Source organism: Burkholderia sp. Cy-637 (assembly GCF_011753175.1).
GTDB lineage: Bacteria > Pseudomonadota > Gammaproteobacteria > Burkholderiales > Burkholderiaceae > Burkholderia > Burkholderia gladioli.
The window spans coordinates 1-12,977 of the sequence record NZ_VWWC01000190.1 but is presented as its reverse complement, the minus strand read 5'-3'; the positions used below and the strand labels follow the sequence as shown (position 1 = coordinate 12,977).

Sequence of the window (12,977 nt, the reverse complement as noted above, 5' to 3'; positions counted from 1 at the left end):
TGCCGGCGCCGGATCGCCGTGGCGATCGCGCTCGGCCGCGCAGGGCGGGCGGGAGGGGCAGGCCGCGGCGGGCTTCATGACGCGAGCGCCGCGAGCGAGCGCGCGGCGGCCTCGGCGATCGCCTGGTCCTGCTCGGCGCTCGCGCCCGATACGCCGATCGCGCCGAGCACGCGGCCCTGCGCGTCGCGCAGCAGCACGCCGCCGCCGAAGCCGATCAGGCCGCCATTGGTGTTCTCGAGCGCGTAGGCGGGGCCGCCGGGCTGGAAGTTCGCACCCACCTCGACGCTGTCGGCGCGGAACAGCGCCGCGGTGCGGGCCTTGCGGTAGGCCACGTCGATCGCGCCGAGGAAGCAATCGTCCATGCGCGCGAAGGCGACCGGGTAGGCGGTCGCGTCGACCACCGTCACCGAGACGGGCGGCAGGCCGTGTTCGCGGGCGTGGTGCGTCGCGGCGGCGATGAGGGCGTTGGCGTGATCGAGTGGCAGCATGGCGATGGTTCGGATGACGTAGGAATCGGTTCGGGCGGCGGTGATGGTCAGGGGCTGGCGGGTCAGTGCCGGGGGGCGGGCTGCGGCGCCGGCCGCCGCCGCTGGTCGGCGAGCGCCCAGCCATGCACCGCGATGCCGGCCAGCGCGAGCAGCGCGCCTACCCAGCCGGTCGAGGACCAGCCGAGCCCCGCCGAGATGGTCAGGCCGCCGAGCCAGGCGCCCAGCGCATTGGCGATATTGAAGGCCGCGTGGTTGAGCGCGGCGGCCAGCGTCTGCGCGTCGCCGGCCACGTCCATCAGGCGCGTCTGCAGCGTCGCCGACAGCGCCACCAGGGTGCCGACCAGCAGCACGTTGACGGGCCCCAGCAGCATGCTGTGCGCCGTGAAGGTATAGGCGCCCATCACCACGGCGCCCCATAGCAGGGTCCAGCGGATGGTCTTTTCTAGCGCGCGGTCGGCGAACTGCGAGCCGGCCAGGTTGCCGGTCACCATGCCGAAGCCGAACAGCGCGAGCACCGCCGGCACCAGCGCGACGGGCAGGTGGGCCAGCTCGGTCATGGTCGGCTTCACGTAGCTGAACACCGAGAACAGGCCGCCCGAGCCGATCGCGCCGATGCCGAGCGTGAGGATCACCTGCCGGCGGCGCAGCGCGCCCAGCTCGCGCAGCGGGCTGGCCTGCGCGTCGCCCGGCACGAAGGGCACCCACACCCAGACCAGCAGGGCCGTCAGCGCGCCGATCCCGCCCACGATCGCGAACGCGCAGCGCCAGCCGAACCATTGGCCGATCGCGGCCACCACCGGCACGCCCAGCAGGGTGGCCAGCGTCAGGCCGAGCAGCACCATCGCCACCGCCTGGGTGCGCCGCTCGCGCGGCACCAGGCCGGCGGCGACCAGCGCGGCCACGCCGAAGTAGGTGCCGTGCGGAAAGCCGGTCAGCAGGCGCGCCAGCGCCATCGAACCGAAGCCGGGCGCGATCGCGCTGGCGAGGTTGCCGAGCGCGAATACCAGCATCAGCCCGACCAGCAGGCTGCGGCGCGGCCAGCGCGCGCCGAGGATCGCCAGCAGCGGCGCGCCGATCACCACGCCGAGCGCGTAGATGCTGATCAGGTGGCCGGCTTGCGGGATCGTGATGGCCAGGTCGCGCGCCGCGTCGGGCAGCAGGCCCATGATCACGAATTCGCCGGTGCCGATGCCGAAGCCGCCCACGCCGAGCGCGAACAGGGCGCGGCGCGTCTGCGCCGGGGGCGGCGCGACGACGGGGCGGCTCGGGCCGTCGGCGATGGCGGAAGCGGTGGACATGGGGCAGCGGGTTCGGCGAGTGGAGGGGGCCTGCCTCGCGCGAGGCGGGGGCCCAAGCGGCGGATCGTAGCGCCGAAACGCGCTGAAATGAATGAATATGGCTCAACGTTGCATTGAGTCAAATTCACGATACGGGGCGGCCCCGTCTAGACGAAGCTGGCGAGCAGGTGGCTCAGTTCAGCGGGATTGTCGAGCATCAGGTCGTGTCCGCCACGCAGGCGGTGGCAGGGCCAGCCGCGCGCGATCACCGTCTCGGCCGTGGCCGCGAAATGCGGGGCCGGATTGTCGGCGGCGAGGATGTAGCTCGACGCCACCGTGTCGGCGCGGCCCGTCAGCGAGGCGGGCGTGGTGAAGCTGCGCCAGGGATGGGGCGTGGCTTTCGCGTCGATCAGCGCGTGGTTGGCCGGGTCGGCGGCCAGCGCGGCGCCGGGAAAGGGCGGCAGCGACCAGCCGTCGTGGGCCGCCACCCGGGCCGCCGATTTCTCGCCGCCGTCGGGCAGGTAGCTGACCAGCGCCCGGCCGTGGTCGGCCACGAAGGCGTCGAGATAGACCACGTGGCGCAGCCGCTCGGGCAACCGGTCCGCCACGTGACGCACCACGTAGCCGCCGTAGGAATGGCCGACCAGCACCACCTGGTCCAGATCCTCCCAGCGGATCAGGTTCTCGATATCGGCGATGTGGGTGTCGAGGCCGGTCTCGCGGCTGAGCAGGTGCGAGCGTTCGCCGAGGCCGCTCAGGGTCGGCGTGAAGACCGAGTGGCCGAGCGCGCGTAGCGCCGTGCGCACGCGCGACCAGCACCAGCTGCCGTGCCAGGCGCCGTGGACGAGGACGAAATGGGTCATGCGGATGGTTTCCTTGCGGGGGAGATGAACGGGCGCGAATGCGCGGTGGCGCTTCGACTCGAGATCAGTGTGGCGGGTTCGGGCGATGCCGGTCGCGAGGCGGGCGGCATCGGTGCGCAAGCGCTGCCCGCCGATGCGGCTGGCGGGACATGGCTTCGCGGTTCGCGGCCGGGGTTTCGGCTCCGGCATTCGGGAGGCGATTTGATGCTCAAGGCTCAAGGCATGCCGGATGACTTCGCGTCCGGCGGCACCAGCCTGGCCAGGCCAGCCCTGGCCGCGGCGCCGTCATCCTCCGGCTGGCCGCCCGCCACGCCGATCGCGCCGATCACGCGACCGTTCGCGAGCACCGGCAAGCCGCCTTCGAGCGGCAGGGCGCCGGGCAGGTCCAGGAAGGCGCTGCGTCCCTGGCGGATCGCCGCTTCGAGCGCGGCGCTCGGAAAGCCATAGGCCGAGGCGGTGCGCGCCTTGGCCAGCGAGGCGTCGACCATGCCGGCCGGCGCCGCGTCGGCGCGTTCGAGATAGAGCGGATGGCCGCCCGCGTCGACGATGCTCACGACCACCGCGTTGCCGCGCGCCTGCGCGGCGGCCAGCGCCGTGTCGGCGGCCTCGCGGGCCAGCGCGAGCGTGAGCGCCGGTTCGACGGCGAGCGATTGCGCCGCCGCGAGGGCGGGCGAGAGCGCGGCGCCGGGCAGCAGCGCGACGAGGATGGCGCGTTTCGCGCCTCGGGTCAGGAAGGGCATGGCGGGTTCCGAACGTGGCAGGTGAAAACGTGGCCGATCAATCGGCGGGTCGAGGCGGGCGCGTGATGCGCCGGCACCTGCGCATGGTCGGCCAGGCGCCGCTTGGGATAAACCGTGCCGCATGTCACACTCCATCCCGTAATTCGGGACAATGAGGCGAAACGATGGATCGTATCCAGGCAATGCAGGCATTCGTGCGCGTGGTCGAGAGCGGCAGCTTCGTGCGCGCGGCCGACCGGCTGGGGCTGTCGACCACCTCGACCTCGCGTCTGGTCGGCGAACTCGAGACGCACCTGGGCACGCGGCTGCTGCAGCGAACCACGCGCCGCCTGAGCCTGACCGACGAGGGCCGGCGCTATTTCGAGCGCGCCAGCCAGTTGCTGGCCGACCTCGACGAGGCGGAGGCCGAGATCGGCGCGCGCATGCGCCTGCCCTCGGGACGGCTGCGCCTGAGCGTGCCGCTGTCGTTCGGCGTGCGCCATCTCGCGCCGCTGCTGTCGGGCTACCGCGCGCGCTACCCCGACGTGCAGCTGGAGATATCGGCGGCCGACCGCCTCGCCGACCTGATCGACGAGGGTTTCGACCTCGCGCTGCGCATCACGCGCCGCACGCCGCCCGGACATCACGTCGCCAAGCGGCTCGCCTCGATCCGGCTGGTGGTGTGCGCCGCGCCGGCCTATCTGGAGAAGTTCGGGATGCCGAAGCATCCCGGCGAACTGGCCGCGCACAACTGCCTGACCCAGTTGAGCAACGACTACGCCGAGCGCTGGCAGTTCGTCGGCGCCGAGGGCGAGCTGTCGGTGCCGGTGAAGGGCAGCTTCCGTTGCGACAGCGGCGACATGATGCGGATCGCGGCGCTCGACGGCGAGGGCATCGTCCTCGAACCGAGCTTCATCGTCGGCGAGGACCTGGCCAGCGGCGCGCTGGTGCCGCTGCTGCGCGACTGGGAGATTCCGCCCGCCGAGGCGCTGGCCGTCTATCCCAGCCGGCGGCATCTGTCGGCCAAGGTGCGCAGCTTCGTCGAATTCCTGCAGCAGTCCTTCGCCGACGAGCCTTCGTGGGACGCCTGGATGCGCGAGCCACGCGAAACACGTGAGCCACATGAGGCGCCGGCCGCGCGCCGGGGCCGGCGCCTCCGCTGATACGCGGCGCCGCGTCGAATCGTCCTCGCCTCAGCGCGGCTGGAGATCGAGCCGGAAGAACAGCGAGTTGCGATCGGGGAAATCGTATTTGACGGGCAGGTCGTGGGCGGCGATCTGCACGAAACCCTCGCGCCGGTAGAAGGCATGCGAGCGCGTGGAGACCGCGGGCGTGTCGAGCACGATGGTCGAGACGCCGGCCTGCCGCGCATGCGCGAGCAGGGTGCCGAACAGGCGCGCGGCGCAGCCGCGATCGGCGCCGCGCCAGTCGGCCGTGACGAAGAACTTCTTCATCACCGCGATGCCCCGGCCCTTCAACTGCAGGGCGATGGTGCCGACCACCCGGTCGGCTTCATCGAGGGCGACCCAGAAGCCGCCGCCGGTCGCGGCGTAGTGAGCGGGGATGTCGAGCAGGTCGGGCTGGTCCTCGATGGGGATGCCGACTCCGCCCTCGACGTTCTGGACATGCAGGATCAGCGCGACGGCGGGTTCGGCATGGGCGGGTTCGAAGGCGACGATGCGCGGCGCGGCGGGGTGGAGCGGTGTGGCGGAAGACGACATGATGCCCTGGTTCGACGGTGGAGAATGCCGTGAACCTTAGCGCCCGCGCGGCCTCGCGATCTAGAACGTTCCTGCGCGCCGCCGCGCGGCCAGGGTGCCCGGCGTCATGCCGAACATCGCCTTGAAATGGCGGCCCATGTGGCTCTGGTCCGCGAAGCCGGTGGCGGCCGCCACCTCGGGCAAGGGCTCGCCCGCCAGCAGCCGGCGCTTGGCCTCGACCAGGCGCAGCACCAGTTGATAACGATGCGGGCTCAGGCCATAGGCCGCCGTGAAGCGCCGGCCGAGCTCGGCCACGGACAGCGAGGCCTCGCGTGCGAGCTGTTCGAGCGAGACGTTGCGATCGTGGAAGCTGCGCAGGTAATCGGCGGCGCGGCGCAATCGCACGTCGGGCACGTCGGGCGCGGCTTGCGGCGCCGTCACCTGGCCGGCGCCGAGCGCCTTGAGCACGCGTTCGCAGAACAGTGACCATTCCCCGTCCCAGCTCGCGACGGCCTCGGGCTGCGTGAACAGGCGCGCGGCGAAATCCGCGAACTGCGCGGCCGCGCCGAGGTGGCGACGCGGCCTGAGCAGCAGCTCGGGCGCGACGCCGTGCATCGCGCAACGCGCGCGCCATTCGGCATCGGGGATGTAGAACATGGTGTATTCGCTGGCGCCGCCGTCGATGCAGCGGCCCGCGTGCGCGGCTTGCGGCGGCAGCGCATAGAGTTCGCCGGGCGCGACGATCACCGGGCGGCGCGCGCTCGCCGAGATGTCCTTGGTGCCGAGCTGCACGGCGGCCACCGCCCAGGTGTCGTGCGCATGCGCGACGAAGCGGTGTTGCTCGAAATGGGTTTGCATCAGCTCGACCCCGGCCGAACGCAGCCGGCCGTAGCGGACACGGTCGCGCGAGGCATCGGGACGGGCGGAGTCGGGCATGGACGGGGTTACCAGGACAGGAGGCGGCGAGGCAATGCCGACCGCGGCGCGTGGCGGGCGCCACGCGCTGCGGCGCATTCTAGCGCGGCGCCGGGCCGGGTGCAGGCTGCCCTGGCGGTGGTTTCCCCGGCAGCGCACGGCCGGCCGCCAGCCGCACCGCAAGCTCCCGCCTTCAGGCCGCCGCGCCGCGTCCCAGCGCATGCGCGCCGTCGCCAATCAGGGCCAGCACGGCGGCGGCCACCGCCAGGAACACCGGGTATTCCCAGCCGCCATGCGGATTGGTGAAGCTCCAGCCATTGCCGAAGTGCACGCTAGCGGCGCCCAGCAACTCGAGGGCTGCGAGCACCGCGATCGGCCGCGTGCGCCAGCCGGCGATCAGCAGCAGGCCGGCGACGATCTCGAACAGCATCACGGGCCAGGCGAGCCAGCCCGGGAAGCCGACCGAGGCGAAGAACTGGGCGGTGCCGGCCGGCGTGAACACCAGCAGCTTGGTCAGGCCGTGCGCGATGAACATCAGGCCGAGCGCGAGGCGCAGCAGCAGGGCGGCGTAAGGGGTGGTGCGAGTGTCGATCATGTCGGGGTTCCGGTCGGGCATCGAGGTGCCGCCGGCACGAACAGGCACGGCGGCGGGCATGTCGTGACTGTAAAAGCGTTGCTTGACGGGATAAATGGAATGGAACGACATAAACTCTGCCGCGAAACGGGCCAATGGCCGTTGGAGCCGCCGCCACCCGCGCCGAGGGTAAATACCGAGAAAACTGCGCAAGCGCTGAAGGGAATCAGAAGGCGTCGGATTTTTATACTGGGCACCGTTGACGCGGGCTTGCCCGCCACGATCCGGCGCATTCAGGAACCGGACGCGAAGCGCGGCCCGCATGCCGCGAGAAGGAGACAGATCCCCATGCATTCCCTGGTCCGCAACCTCGTTCGCCTGCTGCTGCCCGGCGCGCTCGCCCTCGCGTGCGCCGCGGTGCCGGCCGGCGCGAGCGCGGAGCCCATCAAGCTGATGATGGGCGGGATGTCGAAGATCATCTACCTGCCCGCCGTGCTGGCCGAGCAGCTCGGTTATTTCCGCGATGCCGGGCTCGAGGTGCGGGTGCTGTCGGTGCCGGCCGGCATCGATACCTCGACCGAGCTGATCGCCGGGGCGATCCACGGCGCGGTCGGTTTCTACGATCACACCATCGACCTGCAGAGCCGCGGCCAGGACGTGCTGTCGGTGATCGTGTTCGTGCGCGCCGCGGGCCTGGCCGAGTTGGCCACCACGCGGCCGCGCGGCGGCGTGCCGATGCAGTCGATTGACGAGGCGCGCGGCCGCCGGCTCGGCGTGACCGGCTTCGGCGCCTCCACCTGGGTGCTGACGCGCTACCTGAGCACCCGCGCCGGCATCGCGCCGGGCGAGTACACGGTGGTGCCGCTCGCCTCGGACACGCGTTTCGTCGATGCGCTCGAACACGGCACGATCGACGCCGGCATGGTCGAGGAGCCGACCGCCACGCGCCTGCTGTCGAGCGGCGCCGCGCGCGTGCTGGTGGACCTGCGCAGCGTCGAGGGCACGCGCGCCCAGCTCGGCGGCACCTATGTGGGTGCTTGCCTCTACCTGCGCCGCAGCTGGGTGCTCGCGCATCGCGACCAGACCCAGCGCCTGGTGCAGGCCCTGGTGCGCGCGCTGCGCTACCTCGATACGCATAGCGCCGAGCAGGTCGTGTCGATCCTGCCCGACAGCGTGACCGGCGCCGACCGCGCCGGCTACACGCGCGCGCTGGCGCTGGCCAAGCCCTCGTTCTCGAGCGACGGGCGCATGCCCGAGGATGCGCCGCAGACGGTGCTCAAGGTTCTGGTGTCGAACGGGACCGGGCTGATGGCCCGGCACGTCGACTTGTCGCGTACCTATACGAATTCCTTCGTCGACGGCACGCAGCGGGACGTCTTCCACTGAGGCCTGCAAGGGTCGACGCGAAGACGGAAGGCAAGCGGATGAGAAGCAGCATGAAAGCGATTCGTATCGAGCAGTACGGCGGACCGGAGGTCCTGCGGCGCGTCGAGATGGCGGTGCCGGAGCCGGGCCCCGGCGAGGTGCTGGTGAAGCTGGCCTATGCCGGCATCAACTTCATGGACGTGCACACGCGCCAGGGCAAGTACCGCGATTCGCGGACCTACCCGGTGCGGATCCCCTGCACGCTCGGCATGGAAGGCGCGGGCGAGGTGGTGCGGGCCGGCCCCGGCGCGAGCGGTTTCGAGCCGGGCCAGCGGGTGGCCTGGTGCATCGCCTGGGGCGCCTATGCCGAGTACGCGGTGGTGCCGGCCGCGCGCCTCGCGCACGTGCCCGATGCTATCTCGCTCGACCTGGCCGCCGCCGCGATCTTCCAGGGCTCGACCGCGCACTACCTGCTCGACGACGTGGCCGACATCCGCGCCGGCAGCACCTGCCTGGTCCACGCGGCCTCGGGCGGGATCGGCCAGTTGCTGGTGCAGCTCGCGCGGCGCCGAGGCGCGACCGTGTTCGCCACCACCAGCAATGCCGAGAAGGCCGCCGTGGCGAAGGCGCACGGCGCCCACCACGTGATGCTCTACGAGGACGGCCGCTTCGCCGAGCGCGTGCGCGAGCTGACCGATGGCCGCGGCGTGGACGTGGTGTTCGACGCGGTCGGCCGGCCGACGCTGCGCGACAGCTTCCGCGCCACGCGCGTGCGCGGGCTGGTGGTGAACTACGGCGCGGTGGCCGGCTCGCTGGACGATCTCGATCCCTACGAACTGGGCGAGGCCGGCTCGCTGTTCCTGACGCGCCCGCGCCTGGCCGACCACCTGGCCGACGGCGACACCGTGCAGCGCCGCGCCGACGAGATCTTCGCCGCGCTGGCCGAGGGCGCTCTTTCGATCGAGATCAACGGCCGCTACACGCTCGACGACGTCGAGCTGGCCCACGCGGCGCTCGAGGAGCGTCGCCAGCTCGGCAAGGCGGTGATGCGGATCGGCTGAGCCGGCCGCCCGCCGCGGGTTTTCCTTGTCGTCCCGTTTCAATCGTTTCAACCGTTTTTCGCCGCAACCGCAGCCCGCCGGGCCGCCGCGGCACCATGCGCTAGTCGCGAGGAAGTCCCCACCATGTCAGCAGTCATGCCCGTCGAGCGTCGCGAATCCAGGGCGCGTTCGGTGTTCCGCGCGGTCAGCGGCAACTTCCTGGAGATGTACGACTTCACGGTCTACGGCTACTACGCGGCCGCCATCGCCGCCACCTTCTTCCCGGCCGGCAACGAATTCGTCTCGCTGATGCTGGCCTTCTCGGTGTTCGGCGCGGGCTTCCTGATGCGCCCGATCGGCGCCATCGTGCTGGGCGCCTACATGGACCGCCACGGCCGCCGCAAGGGGCTGATCCTGTCGCTCACGCTGATGGCGATCGGCACCATGTGCGTGGCCTTCGTGCCGAGCTATCACGCCATCGGCCTGGTCGCGCCGGCCATCGTGCTGTTCGGGCGGCTGCTGCAGGGCTTCTCGGCCGGCGCCGAGCTCGGCGGCGTGTCGGTCTACCTGGCCGAGATCGCCACCAAGGGCAACCGCGGCTTCTACTGCTCCTGGCAGTCGGCCAGCCAGCAGGTGGCGGTGGTGTTCGCGGCCTCGCTCGGCGTGCTGCTGAACTCGGTGGTGCCGGCCCAGGAGATGACCAGCTGGGGCTGGCGCGTGCCCTTCGTGATTGGCTGCCTGATCGTGCCGTTCCTGTTCTACATCCGCCGCACCCTGCAGGAATCCGACGAGTTCGTGGCGCGCAAGCACCATCCGGGCATCGGCGAGATCACCCGCGCGATCTTCGCCAACTTCGGGCTGATCCTCGCCGGCATGGGCCTGGTGATCATGACCACCACCTCGTTCTACCTGATCACCGCCTACACGCCGACCTTCGGCAAGGTGGTGCTGAAGATGTCCTCGTTCGACGCGCTGCTGGTGACGGCCTGCGTGGGCGTCTCGAACTTCGTCTGGCTGCCGATCTCGGGCGCCGTGTCGGACCGCTTCGGCCGCCGCCCGGTGATGCTCGCCTTCACGCTGCTGACCGTGTTCACCGCCTATCCGGCCATGCAGTGGCTGGTGGCCGGCCCCTCGTTCGGCAAGCTGCTGGCCGTCGAGCTGTGGCTCTCCCTGCTCTATGCGTGGTACAACGGCGCGATGGTGGTGGCCCTGACCGAGCTGATGCCGGTGAAGGTGCGCACCACCGGCTTCTCGATGGCCTATAGTCTGGCCACCATGGTCGGCGGCTTCACGCCGGCGATCTCGACCTGGCTGATCCACGCCACCGGCGACAAGGCCGCGCCGGGCGCCTGGATGGGCGTGGCCGCCGTGTGCGGCATGATTGCGACGCTGCTGCTGTACCGGACCAAGGGCGCCCGGGAGCAGTACAAGCTCGCGTGAGCGGAGTGACAAGGAGAAGGCGTGAGGCTGCTGCTCGTCGAGGACAATGAAGAGCTGGCGCACTGGCTGGCGATGACGCTGACGGACGACGGCTTCATGCTCGACCGCGTGTCGAGCGGCGAGGCCGCCGAGGACGCGCTGCGCGCCTCCGCCTACGACGTGGTGCTGCTCGACCTGAACCTGCCGGGCATGTCGGGCAAGACCGTGCTGCGCCGCATGCGCGAGCGCGGCGACGCCACCCCGGTGCTGATCCTGACGGCCACCGGCGCGGTGGACGAGAAGGTGGTCTGCCTCGGCGCCGGCGCCGACGACTACATCGTCAAGCCCTTCGACGCGCGCGAGCTGGTGGCGCGCATCAAGGTGCTGGCGCGGCGCCAGGCGCCCTCGCGCTCGAACCGGCTGCGCTGCGGCAACCTGGTCTACGACATGGACCGCCTGCAGTTCGCCGTCGACGACGCGCCGCTGGTGCTCACGCCGCGCGAGCACGCGGTGCTCGAGGCGCTGATCCTGCGCGCCAAGAAGACCGTCTCCAAGACCACCCTGGCCGAATCGGTCAGCGCCGCCGACGCGCCGACCAGCGAGGACGCGATCGAGATCTACGTGTCGCGGCTGCGCAAGAAGCTGGAGGCCAGCAGCGCCACCATCATCACGCTGCGCGGGCTGGGCTACCTGCTCGAGGACGGCGCCGCCGATGAATAGCCTGCGCGTCAGGCTGCTGCTGTGGCTGGCGCTGCCGATGACGGTGTTCATCGTCGCGGCCGGGCTGATCACGCGCAGCAATGCCTGGCGCACCGCCAACCTGCTGCAGGACGAGGTGCTGCTGTCGGCCGCGCGCGTGATGGCCGGCAACGTCGGCTGGGACGGCAAGGACCTGAGCGCCTCGATCTCGCCGAGCGCGATCGAGATCCTCAGCACCGCGCGCGAGGACCAGGTGTTCTTCCGCGTGCAGGAGGTGGACGGGCCGATGATCGCCGGCACCTCGGACTTCCCGCAGACCGTGCCCGACGTGTCGCCCAAGTGGTACGACGCGGTGATGAACGGCGAGCCGGTGCGCGCCGTGTCGGTGATCCGGCCGATGTACGACGCCGGCTTCACGCGGCGCGTGGTGATCTCGGTGGGCCGCACCCTGCACGAGCGCGATGCGCTGGTGCTGGCGCTGTGGCGGCCGCAGATGTTCTATTTCTCCGCCATCCTGACGATCGCCGTGGTGCTGGTCTGCCTCGGGCTCACGCTCGAGCTGCGGCCGCTGGCGCGGCTCGCGCGGCGCATGCCCGAGCGCGTGCTGACCTCCTCGGTGCGCATCCAGCTCGAGCCGCTGCGCAGCGAGTTGCGGCCGATCGTCAGCGCCTTCAACCAGTGCCTGGAGATCATCGAGAAGCAGACCGCCATGCAGCGGCGCTTCGTCGCCGATGCCGCGCACCAGTTGCGCACCCCGCTCACCCTGCTCGGCACCCAGTTGCAGTACGCGCGGCGGCAGAGCGATCCGGCCCAGGTGCAGGACACGCTCAAGGCGATGGACCGCAGCAACCGCTCGCTGGTCGCGCTGACCAACCAGCTGCTGACGCTGGCCCAGGCCGAGGCCGCCGATTACGCGCAATACCCGGGCGTCGAGGTCGACCTGCGCGAGGTGGCGACCGCCACCCTCGAGCAACTGGCGCTGCTGGCGCAGCGCCGCCGGGTCGAGCTGGTCGCGACGCTGGGCGAGGGGGGCGAGGGAGGGAAAGTGGCCGTGTCCGGCAATGAGCCGCTGCTATCGGTGTTGGTGTTCAACCTGGTGGACAACGCGATCCGCTATTCGCCGGAAGGCGGCACCGTGACGGTTTCGCTCGAACCGCTGCCGGGCGCGGTGCGCCTGCGCGTGCGCGACGAGGGCGCCGGCATCGAGCCCGCCCTGCGCGAGAAGGTGTTCGAGCCGTTCTTCCGCGCCTCGCCGCAGCCGGGCAGCGGGCTGGGGTTGGCGATCGTGCGCGAGATCGCGCGCGCGCATCGCGCCACGCTGCGGCTCGAGGACGGCGAGCCCGGGCGCGGGCTGGTGGTGGTGGCGGAGTTTCCGCTCGCCTGAGCGGGCCGATGGTGCCTTCCGGCACCCGCGTTTTTCCGCGCGCGCCGCGCCGCTCTTTATACGCTCTGTTCGCGCCGATCCTCATTCTTTACGCGCCCTTGATGGCGATCCGACCAGAATCCTCCGCTGGATTCCGGGAGATCGTCGTCATGTCTCGCATCGCTTCCTGGCCGCCCGCGTCGGCGGCATTCGCCTCGTTCCGTAAGCGCGCGCTCGGCCAGCGCTCGCTTGCCCTGGGCGGCGCGGCGGCCGCCGTCGTCGCGATCGCGCAAGGGCTGACCGGCCTCGGGCTGTTGCTGTTCGTCGCCGCGCTGCTGCCCTTCGTGCTGGTCGGGCGCCGCGCCGCACGTGCCTGTCCGCGCAACCTGCGCGCGCGCCGGCCGCCGCCCGCGCGCTGCTCCTTGCGGATCCGGCGCCTGGTCTAGGCGCGGCCGCTTCCTCGTCTGCTTCCTTCGATATCCGTCTCCGTCATGAGCCTCGGCAAACCGGGCAAGCTCGGGCCGGTCGCGTCCGACCCGCCCTCGACGCCTTCAG

The 12,977-nt window shown here is 71.2% G+C and carries 14 protein-coding genes; 7 read left to right on the top strand and 7 right to left on the bottom strand.

The genetic code is table 11. The features are described 5' to 3' along the window. Nucleotides 1-74: 74 nt before the first annotated feature. The 4 genes from F3J10_RS30655 to F3J10_RS30640 form a co-directional block, all read right to left on the bottom strand. Nucleotides 75-488 carry a heme-binding protein gene (locus F3J10_RS30655; RefSeq protein WP_025096924.1) on the bottom strand — a complete coding sequence of 138 codons (414 nt, stop codon included), beginning with the start codon at nucleotides 486-488 and terminating at the stop codon, nucleotides 75-77. A gap of 62 nt (nucleotides 489-550) precedes the next feature. Then, on the bottom strand, nucleotides 551-1,786 hold the full coding sequence (locus F3J10_RS30650; RefSeq protein WP_167243682.1) for an MFS transporter: 1,236 nt from the start codon (nucleotides 1,784-1,786) through the stop codon (nucleotides 551-553). A gap of 146 nt (nucleotides 1,787-1,932) precedes the next feature. Next, complete coding sequence (locus tag F3J10_RS30645) at nucleotides 1,933-2,628, bottom strand: alpha/beta fold hydrolase (protein ID WP_167243681.1); 696 nt, start codon at nucleotides 2,626-2,628, stop codon at nucleotides 1,933-1,935. 215 nt (nucleotides 2,629-2,843) lie between these two features. Further along, nucleotides 2,844-3,368, bottom strand: a complete 525-nt coding sequence (locus tag F3J10_RS30640) for a heme-binding protein (protein ID WP_167243680.1) — start codon at nucleotides 3,366-3,368, stop codon at nucleotides 2,844-2,846. A gap of 164 nt (nucleotides 3,369-3,532) precedes the next feature. On the opposite strand from F3J10_RS30640, the gene F3J10_RS30635 reads away from it, so the two are divergent. After that, complete coding sequence (locus F3J10_RS30635) at nucleotides 3,533-4,510, top strand: LysR family transcriptional regulator (protein WP_167243679.1); 978 nt, start codon at nucleotides 3,533-3,535, stop codon at nucleotides 4,508-4,510. Between the two features lie 30 nt (nucleotides 4,511-4,540). Here the strand turns inward: F3J10_RS30635 and F3J10_RS30630 are convergent, their stop codons facing one another. From F3J10_RS30630 to F3J10_RS30620, 3 genes are all read right to left on the bottom strand, one after another. Next, nucleotides 4,541-5,068 (bottom strand): GNAT family N-acetyltransferase, encoded by a 528-nt coding sequence (locus F3J10_RS30630; RefSeq protein ID WP_167243678.1) that lies wholly within the window; start codon nucleotides 5,066-5,068, stop codon nucleotides 4,541-4,543. 60 nt (nucleotides 5,069-5,128) lie between these two features. After that, nucleotides 5,129-5,983, bottom strand: coding sequence for an AraC family transcriptional regulator (locus F3J10_RS30625; protein ID WP_167243677.1), 855 nt, complete (start codon nucleotides 5,981-5,983; stop codon nucleotides 5,129-5,131). A gap of 172 nt (nucleotides 5,984-6,155) precedes the next feature. Beyond that, nucleotides 6,156-6,557 carry a DoxX family protein gene (locus tag F3J10_RS30620; protein ID WP_025096931.1) on the bottom strand — a complete coding sequence of 134 codons (402 nt, stop codon included), beginning with the start codon at nucleotides 6,555-6,557 and terminating at the stop codon, nucleotides 6,156-6,158. Between the two features lie 327 nt (nucleotides 6,558-6,884). Between F3J10_RS30620 and F3J10_RS30615 the strand changes: the two genes are divergently transcribed. From F3J10_RS30615 to F3J10_RS30590, 6 genes are all read left to right on the top strand, one after another. Next, nucleotides 6,885-7,922, top strand: coding sequence for an ABC transporter substrate-binding protein (locus F3J10_RS30615; RefSeq protein ID WP_166916016.1), 1,038 nt, complete (start codon nucleotides 6,885-6,887; stop codon nucleotides 7,920-7,922). Between the two features lie 50 nt (nucleotides 7,923-7,972). Further along, nucleotides 7,973-8,962, top strand: a complete 990-nt coding sequence (locus F3J10_RS30610; protein WP_167243676.1) for a quinone oxidoreductase — start codon at nucleotides 7,973-7,975, stop codon at nucleotides 8,960-8,962. Between the two features lie 123 nt (nucleotides 8,963-9,085). Further along, on the top strand, nucleotides 9,086-10,381 hold the full coding sequence (locus F3J10_RS30605) for an MFS transporter (RefSeq protein ID WP_167234068.1): 1,296 nt from the start codon (nucleotides 9,086-9,088) through the stop codon (nucleotides 10,379-10,381). 21 nt (nucleotides 10,382-10,402) lie between these two features. Further along, nucleotides 10,403-11,080 carry a response regulator gene (locus F3J10_RS30600; RefSeq protein ID WP_025096935.1) on the top strand — a complete coding sequence of 226 codons (678 nt, stop codon included), beginning with the start codon at nucleotides 10,403-10,405 and terminating at the stop codon, nucleotides 11,078-11,080. Next, nucleotides 11,073-12,443 (top strand): sensor histidine kinase N-terminal domain-containing protein, encoded by a 1,371-nt coding sequence (locus tag F3J10_RS30595; protein WP_025096936.1) that lies wholly within the window; start codon nucleotides 11,073-11,075, stop codon nucleotides 12,441-12,443. The genes F3J10_RS30600 and F3J10_RS30595 overlap by 8 nt, the downstream gene beginning before the upstream one ends. An 8-nt stretch (nucleotides 12,444-12,451) precedes the next feature. Next, nucleotides 12,452-12,868 (top strand): hypothetical protein, encoded by a 417-nt coding sequence (locus F3J10_RS30590; RefSeq protein ID WP_167243675.1) that lies wholly within the window; start codon nucleotides 12,452-12,454, stop codon nucleotides 12,866-12,868. Nucleotides 12,869-12,977 lie beyond the last annotated feature (109 nt).

Coding starts and splice junctions, on each gene's coding strand:
- F3J10_RS30655 (WP_025096924.1), bottom strand. CDS start 488: ATGCTGCCACTCGATCACGCCAACGCCCTCATCGCCGCCGCGACGCAC.
- F3J10_RS30650 (WP_167243682.1), bottom strand. CDS start 1,786: ATGTCCACCGCTTCCGCCATCGCCGACGGCCCGAGCCGCCCCGTCGTC.
- F3J10_RS30645 (WP_167243681.1), bottom strand. CDS start 2,628: ATGACCCATTTCGTCCTCGTCCACGGCGCCTGGCACGGCAGCTGGTGC.
- F3J10_RS30640 (WP_167243680.1), bottom strand. CDS start 3,368: ATGCCCTTCCTGACCCGAGGCGCGAAACGCGCCATCCTCGTCGCGCTG.
- F3J10_RS30635 (WP_167243679.1), top strand. CDS start 3,533: ATGGATCGTATCCAGGCAATGCAGGCATTCGTGCGCGTGGTCGAGAGC.
- F3J10_RS30630 (WP_167243678.1), bottom strand. CDS start 5,068: ATGTCGTCTTCCGCCACACCGCTCCACCCCGCCGCGCCGCGCATCGTC.
- F3J10_RS30625 (WP_167243677.1), bottom strand. CDS start 5,983: ATGCCCGACTCCGCCCGTCCCGATGCCTCGCGCGACCGTGTCCGCTAC.
- F3J10_RS30620 (WP_025096931.1), bottom strand. CDS start 6,557: ATGATCGACACTCGCACCACCCCTTACGCCGCCCTGCTGCTGCGCCTC.
- F3J10_RS30615 (WP_166916016.1), top strand. CDS start 6,885: ATGCATTCCCTGGTCCGCAACCTCGTTCGCCTGCTGCTGCCCGGCGCG.
- F3J10_RS30610 (WP_167243676.1), top strand. CDS start 7,973: ATGAAAGCGATTCGTATCGAGCAGTACGGCGGACCGGAGGTCCTGCGG.
- F3J10_RS30605 (WP_167234068.1), top strand. CDS start 9,086: ATGTCAGCAGTCATGCCCGTCGAGCGTCGCGAATCCAGGGCGCGTTCG.
- F3J10_RS30595 (WP_025096936.1), top strand. CDS start 11,073: ATGAATAGCCTGCGCGTCAGGCTGCTGCTGTGGCTGGCGCTGCCGATG.
- F3J10_RS30590 (WP_167243675.1), top strand. CDS start 12,452: ATGGTGCCTTCCGGCACCCGCGTTTTTCCGCGCGCGCCGCGCCGCTCT.